This is a genomic window from Caballeronia sp. RCC_10, assembly GCF_041360715.1.
GTDB lineage: Bacteria > Pseudomonadota > Gammaproteobacteria > Burkholderiales > Burkholderiaceae > Caballeronia > Caballeronia grimmiae.
In genome coordinates, this window is sequence record NZ_JBFUPT010000034.1 from 23,304 (window position 1) to 29,935 (window position 6,632).

Here is a 6,632-nt window from a genome sequence, read left to right on the forward strand (position 1 = left end):
ATGAACGATCTATTGACTATCCGTAACCTGCAGGTGACCTTCGGCGGCACGCAGGCCGTCGATCGCATCAGCCTGTCGGTGGCGCCGGGCGAAGTGGTCGGCGTCGTCGGCGAATCCGGCTCGGGCAAGAGCGTCACGATGATGGCGCTGATGGGCCTCATCGATGCGCCCGGCAAAGTCACCGCCGATCAGGTCACGTTCGACGGCAAGGACTTGCTGAAGGCGTCGGCGCGCGAGCGTCGAAGGATCATCGGCAAGGACATCGCCATGGTGTTTCAGGACGCGCTCACGAGTCTGAACCCGAGCTATACCGTCGGCTATCAGATCAAGGAAGTGCTGAAGTTGCACGAAGGATTGCGCGGCGATGCGTTGCACAGGCGTGCGCTCGAGTTGCTCGATCAGGTCGGCATTCCGGATGCGAAAAGCCGCATCGATGCGTTCCCGCATCAGATGTCGGGCGGCATGAACCAGCGCGTGATGATCGCGATGGCGGTCGCGTGCAATCCGAAGCTGCTGGTCGCCGACGAGCCGACCACCGCGCTCGACGTGACCATTCAGGCGCAGATCATGGAACTGCTCGTGCGCCTGCAGAAGGAACGCGGCATGGCGCTCGTGCTGATTTCGCACGATCTCGCGGTGGTGTCGGAAGTGGCGCAGCGCGTGGCGGTGATGTACGCGGGCGAGATCATCGAAACGAATCATGTGCCGGCGATTTTCAGCGAGCCGCATCATCCGTACACCGAAGCGCTGCTGGCCGCGATTCCCGAGCATAGCCGGGGCGCGGCGCGTCTCGCGGCGCTGCCGGGCATGGTGCCGGGGCGGGACGACCGGCCAAGCGGGTGTCTGTTTGCGCCGCGCTGCAAGTATGCCGTCGATGACTGCTGGAAGGGCCGGCCGCATCTGTATCAACTCGACTGGAACGATCCTGCGGTGCGTGCGCGCTGCATCAAGCCGCTCAATGTCGCAAGCGACGTGACGCAGGCGGTGCGCGCGGAGCGTGAGGCACAGATCGCCGGGGAGGGCGCGCGATGAACGCGATACCGAAGGAACTCAATCAGGACATCGTGCTGGCCGCCGACAAGCTCACGAAGCATTACTCGGTCAAGCGCAGCATGTTCACGCAGGGCACGGTGAAGGCGCTGAACGGCGTGTCGTTCGAATTACGGCGCGGGCGCACGCTCGCGGTCGTCGGTGAATCGGGATGCGGCAAGTCCACGCTTGCTCGCCAGTTGACGATGATCGAAGCGCCGACGTCGGGCCGCCTTTTGATCGACGGCGAAGACGTGGCCGGCGCGAGCAAGGCGAAGATCGCGGATTTGCGCCAGCGCGTGCAGATGGTGTTTCAAAACCCGTTTGCGTCGCTGAATCCGCGCAAGACGGTGGAGCAGACGCTCGGCGAGCCGCTCGCGATCAACACGAAGCTCTCGTCGACGGAACGCGCGGAACGCATCGCGAAGATGATGCGCACCGTTGGCCTGCGGCCCGAACATGCGTCGCGTTACCCGCACATGTTTTCGGGCGGACAGCGTCAGCGCGTGGCCATTGCGCGGGCGATGATTCTCGATCCGCAGATTCTCGTGGCGGACGAACCGGTGTCGGCGCTCGACGTGTCGATTCAGGCGCAGATTCTGAATCTCTTCATGGATCTGCAGCAGGAGTTCCGCACGAGCTACGTGTTCATCTCGCACAATCTGTCGGTGGTGGAGCATATCGCCGACGACGTGATGGTGATGTACTTCGGCGGCATTGCGGAGCTGGGCGACAAGAAGACGATCTTCGCGAATCCGCGACATCCGTACACGCGCTCTCTGATGTCCGCGACGCCTGCGTTGTTCGAGGAAGATCGCCGCATCAAGATCAAGCTGCAAGGCGAGATGCCGTCGCCGCTGAATCCGCCGTCGGGCTGCACGTTCCATCAGCGCTGCCCGTATGCGATCGAGCGATGCCGGGTGGAAGAACCGGCGCTGCGTGTCGTTGATGGCCGCCAGGTGTCGTGTCATCGCGCCGAGGAGGTCGGTGAAGCCGAAGCCTGAATCGCGGGCGGCGCGCCGGTTGATCGACCGGACGCGCCGCTTCGTGTCCTGTGGCATGGCGCTGCTCGCGCGGCGCGCTGGCGTCGTGGCATACGCGATGGCGCTGTTGTTCGCGTTGTCGACGGTGGCGTTCGCGGTCACGGGATCGCGCAGTCCGCCCGGCGGCACGCCTCAGCCCGCGGGCGATGCCAGCGCGACGGAGGTTCCGGCGTCGGCCGCACCGCCCGCAGCGCCGGCTCGGGTCATTCCAGTCGACCGCTCCGACGGCACGACGGCAAGCGGGCCGGTGCGCGCGGAACCGGCGCGCATGCCGTTCTATGTCGCCACGAAAGGCGCGACGACGATCTATCTGCTCGGCACGTTGCACGTCGGTTTTCCGACCGACTATCCGCCTGAACAGCCTTTTCGCAAGCCGATCCTTGCGGCGCTGTACGCATCGCCGACACTGGCGCTCGAAATTTCCCCCGACGAACTGCTGCTCTCCCAAGACGATGTGAACCGCTACGGCATGTGCCGCAGCGAATGTCTGATCGACTATTTACCCGATTCGATGTGGAAGAAGGTCGAGGCGCGCATGCGCGGCAATCCTGTTGCGCTGAAGAATCTGCGTCATACGAGGCCGTGGCTCGCGTCGATGCTGATTCAAACCTACGACACGCTGAAGGCCGGGTTTCAGAGCGAGTACGGCACGGAGGCGCAGTTGCAGAATGTTTATCTGCGCGTGCGCGGGAGGATTGTCGGGCTCGAGACGCTGAACGAGCAGATATCGACGTTCACGCATCTATCGTCCGCGCAGCAGCGGGAGATGCTGGCGCAGGATCTCGTACAAGGCTCGGCGGAGAATATCGCCGATGTGAAGGAGTTGCATCGGCTGTGGCGTATCGGCGATGCGGATGCGTTGAAGGCCTGGGACGATGCGAAGAGCTCGAAGCTGGCGCGGTCGAAGACGCTGGCGGCGCAGGTGGATAACCGCGTGGTGTATGAGCGGAATCGGCGGTTCGTGCAACGGATCGTGGGGCTGGCGGCGCCCGATCGGCCGGTGTTTGTGGCGATCGGGGCGTTGCATCTTGGAGGCGAGCGCGGGGTGCTGGAGTTGTTGAGGAGGAGGGGGTTTGTGGTGGTGGGGGGATGACGGGGCGACTGTGCATTATTTGATGAGCAATGCCACTCGGCGTCTCGCTTTTCGGCATTTTCGGAGTTTGACAGCGCTAGTTCTCGACTACGATGGCGCGTCGCTGCACACGCTGCAATAGTTTCCGGATACAGGCGGTCTTGGTTGCCAGAGAGCAGCTACCGCTGTCCAAAATCATCCGCAAACTCCGGTTCAAGTCCTCCCTGTGAAAGGCTTGCCCTAGTCGCCTCTCGGCGCGACTATGGTTTAAAAAGAAACGGATGCAGCTTCTCCTCAAGCGTCGCGCGCGCGCCCTCTTGAATTGAACCAAGAATGAAGAGTTCGTTACCTAGATTTCCCCCTTCTGCCACTGTAAGTTCGCAGCCTCGAATTGAGGTCTCTACGGTGATTTGGCCGCTATTCGTGCTTGCGCTAATCTTGACGCCTTTGGCCGACTTCCTAACTACTTGGGCATCGGTGGGAGGCGGCAGTGAGGCGGGGGCGCGCTATTCACTTCTTGTACGCGGCTGCCTACTTGCCGGCATGGTTTCTATCATGCTCGTGGCGGGCAACGTTAAGCGTGCGACCTGCATTAGAGCTTTGCTAGCGACTATCGCAGTCGGCGCTGCCGCTATTATGTGCCTAGCGGGCGAGATGTCGGGTCAGGAATTCGCCGAGCAGGCGATCTTCATCTCAAAGACGTTCTGCTTCTTTGTGTACACCGCTGCGCTATCCACGTTGAGTCATCAGCAACGGTCAAAACTTGAACCGCTCGTTCTGGGTGCGCTGCTTGTATATGCAGCGGCCATCATCGTTGGAGCGATTTTCTCCGTCGATATGTTCAGAAGCTATCAAGCAAGTAATCATATTCGATCAGGCTACAAAGGGATCGTTTACGCTCAGAACGAGACCTCTGCTTTAATGATTGCTGGCTTAGGCTACGCGAATCTGCGCGTACTACGGTTTGGATGGAAGAAACTGAATATACTTGCATTTCTCATGTTGTCAGTCGCCTGCCTATTGATCGGCACAAAAGCGGCCATGGTGGGTGCCTTCGCCATTATCTGCATATATTTCTATGCTCGTCACAGCGTGATTGTCGCAACGTTTCGAGCGAGCAACGCAGTACTGGTTCTGCTCCTGATCGCAATAGTAGCTTATGCCGCCGTGCCATCCGTCCGCGACGCAGTCAGCTTGAGCCGGGACTACTTCGTATACCACTATGACCGCGCTAGCGGGAACGCACTGCTGACAATTCTGCTTTCAGGGCGCGATATAAAGTTCGCCCAGGTATGGGCAGATCTCGCGAATACAAGTTACCTCGCAGTCCTTACGGGGGGATATCCTGTCACACGTTATCTAATCGAAATTGACGTCCCTGATCTTGTCATCTGTTTAGGCGCGCCCCTTTTCTGTTATTACTTTTGGTCTCTTCGGCGTGAATTTGTGTTCGCTGGCTCAGCCCCATTGGCGCGGTATGGACGGCTTTTGTTTCTTGTCGTGCTTGCGGTAGCCTGCACGGCTGGGCACACGTTGAACTCCGCAGTTACAAGCCCATACCTGGCTTTTATAGCGGTGGTCATTAGGTTTGAGTGTGATAAACGATCAGCGCAACGTCTATCAACCGATGCATAGGCCTTCTTTCTCACAGGGAACTGTCATTGGAGCTTGCTGACGCAAATTCTGCGTCGCGGATCTACAACGCAGCGGAACCACGAATTCATCTCTTGATCTGCGAGTTGCAGATGCGTGTTTATTGAGTCCCCCGAATGGCGCGGCCCTTCTTGTTGCTCCAGCCGTTCTACAACAGCTAGTTTGCATTAGGACAGTCTTCTGCTAATCAGGTCAAGCGACCGTTAGGGTAACGTTCCGCGACGAGCGGCATACAAGCTTAGCGCATAGAACGCCCAAGCTTGTGTCCAACGCAGATAATTAATGCGGTTCGTGACCCACCGTCCTCTCTGATAAACAAATCGCCGTTTCGATGGCATGTAAAGCGTAGCTTCGGCGACCTCGACAACCTTATCGGCGAGCGCGTTGTTTTCGTCAGTCGCGCCTACCTTCAGCAAGGTAACGATAGCTTGCGCAACGGAATGAGTGTCGAGCGGCCAAACATTGTCGTGATAGTACTTGACAGTGCCATCGGACAGAAAAAAGGTTCTGCGGTAATAAGCCATCCCCCTTTCGATCACATGGTCGAACTCGCGAACACCGGTGGCTTTCCGCAACATATCCAACGCTTCTAGGTTGTAACCGGTATGGAAGCCGTCGATAAAACTGTGATGTCCTCTCGCTCCATAAATCCAAGAACCATCCGGCCGCTGCATTGACGCTGACTGACGTGCAACTCGCAGTGCTCGTTCGCGCATCGTCTCATTTCCCACGCGCACGGCCGTTTCCGCAACCAGCGCGGCAGACCAAAGACTTGCGTTGTGGACGAAGGCCGTTTCGCCGGGAATATAGGCATAGTATTCGCAGCCACCGTCTTCGATATGCAACTGATCCAGGAAGTAGCCAGCGTCGATCGCAGCCTCTGTGAATTGTTTATCGTCCGTAGCAGTTCCAAGCGCATACAGCGCACGCGCGACATAGCAAGTCGTGATTGCATTTGGCTTACCACGAGGTACATAGAATGCGCGAGCAGCCCAATCGAAATGGTAGCCCCATGCGCGGTGATGCCATTTCTCTTGATCGGCACTCTGAGTGACAAGCCAATTTCCAAGCTCTACGGCTTCCGTCAACGCGGTTGCATCGTTTAATGCGCTGAAGCGCTCAAGTAACCCCATCACCATCAACGCGATGCCTTTCGGATTCCTCTTCTTGGGAACGCGAACGAGCGGACGCAGATTCAAAGGGCTGCGCTTGTGCAGTTGTAGCCACGCCAGTCGGCCTAGCGGAAATCGATTCCCGCCCAGTTGATCGAAAAGCTTGCTGTTCAATCCGTCGAATGGGTCATAACCCGCATAGCCGTCGCGCTTGCATTCTTCAAGCAATGACGCAGCGATTGCCGCTGCCATGGACGACTTCTGTTCGAGTTGAGTCATTGCATTATCTTCGCAGTAAGGGCTGGTGAGATGCCGGATCTGTCGAGGCACCGCTTATCTCGTTGTTACGAGACTTCCTCAACTCGGCCAAAGCGCCGCTGTAACCATGCTTGGACTAACATGACCGCGAATCGAGAGTTGGTAACCAGATAGCGCTTCCACATTCGCCTCGGCTCCTGCGCCACGCGGAACAGCCATTCGAGCCCCATGCGCTGCATCCATTGCGGTGCGCGCTTCACTTTCCCGGCAACGACGTCGAATGTGCCACCGACACCCATGACGAAATCGACGCCCAGTTCATCGCGCCATCGATTGATGAAGTTTTCCTTTTTCGGCGATGTAATTGCCACGAAGAGAAGTTTTGCCCCGGCAGCCTCAAATCTGAAGTGCAACACCCGTTTCGTATAAGGTGTTGCGATGCACGAAAGAACTCAGTATCAGCAG

The 6,632-nt window shown here is 58.4% G+C and carries 6 protein-coding genes; 4 read left to right on the plus strand and 2 right to left on the minus strand.

Going from position 1 to position 6,632, the window contains the following annotated elements:
- From AB6804_RS28345 to AB6804_RS28360, 4 genes are all read left to right on the plus strand, one after another.
- Nucleotides 1-1,032 (plus strand): ABC transporter ATP-binding protein, encoded by a 1,032-nt coding sequence (locus AB6804_RS28345; RefSeq protein ID WP_370889268.1) that lies wholly within the window; start codon nucleotides 1-3, stop codon nucleotides 1,030-1,032.
- Nucleotides 1,029-2,033, plus strand: coding sequence for a peptide ABC transporter ATP-binding protein (locus tag AB6804_RS28350; RefSeq protein WP_370889269.1), 1,005 nt, complete (start codon nucleotides 1,029-1,031; stop codon nucleotides 2,031-2,033). The genes AB6804_RS28345 and AB6804_RS28350 overlap by 4 nt, the downstream gene beginning before the upstream one ends.
- 55 nt (nucleotides 2,034-2,088) lie before the next feature.
- Complete coding sequence (locus AB6804_RS28355; protein ID WP_370889274.1) at nucleotides 2,089-3,165, plus strand: TraB/GumN family protein; 1,077 nt, start codon at nucleotides 2,089-2,091, stop codon at nucleotides 3,163-3,165.
- 402 nt (nucleotides 3,166-3,567) lie between these two features.
- Entirely contained in the window at nucleotides 3,568-4,779 is a 1,212-nt protein-coding gene (locus AB6804_RS28360; protein ID WP_370889270.1) for a hypothetical protein, read from the plus strand.
- Nucleotides 4,780-5,000: 221 nt separating this feature from the next.
- Here AB6804_RS28360 and AB6804_RS28365 read toward each other — a convergent pair whose 3' ends face one another.
- On the minus strand, nucleotides 5,001-6,188 hold the full coding sequence (locus tag AB6804_RS28365) for an aspartate-semialdehyde dehydrogenase (protein ID WP_370889271.1): 1,188 nt from the start codon (nucleotides 6,186-6,188) through the stop codon (nucleotides 5,001-5,003).
- A 65-nt stretch (nucleotides 6,189-6,253) separates the two neighbouring features.
- On the minus strand, nucleotides 6,254-6,580 hold the full coding sequence (locus tag AB6804_RS28370) for a WecB/TagA/CpsF family glycosyltransferase (RefSeq protein WP_370889272.1): 327 nt from the start codon (nucleotides 6,578-6,580) through the stop codon (nucleotides 6,254-6,256).
- Nucleotides 6,581-6,632 lie beyond the last annotated feature (52 nt).

Excerpts from the sequence above, each read along its gene's own strand:
- AB6804_RS28345 (WP_370889268.1), top strand. The coding sequence starts at position 1 with ATGAACGATCTATTGACTATCCGTAACCTGCAGGTGACCTTCGGCGGC.
- AB6804_RS28350 (WP_370889269.1), top strand. The coding sequence starts at position 1,029 with ATGAACGCGATACCGAAGGAACTCAATCAGGACATCGTGCTGGCCGCC.
- AB6804_RS28355 (WP_370889274.1), top strand. The coding sequence starts at position 2,089 with ATGGCGCTGCTCGCGCGGCGCGCTGGCGTCGTGGCATACGCGATGGCG.
- AB6804_RS28365 (WP_370889271.1), bottom strand. The coding sequence starts at position 6,188 with ATGACTCAACTCGAACAGAAGTCGTCCATGGCAGCGGCAATCGCTGCG.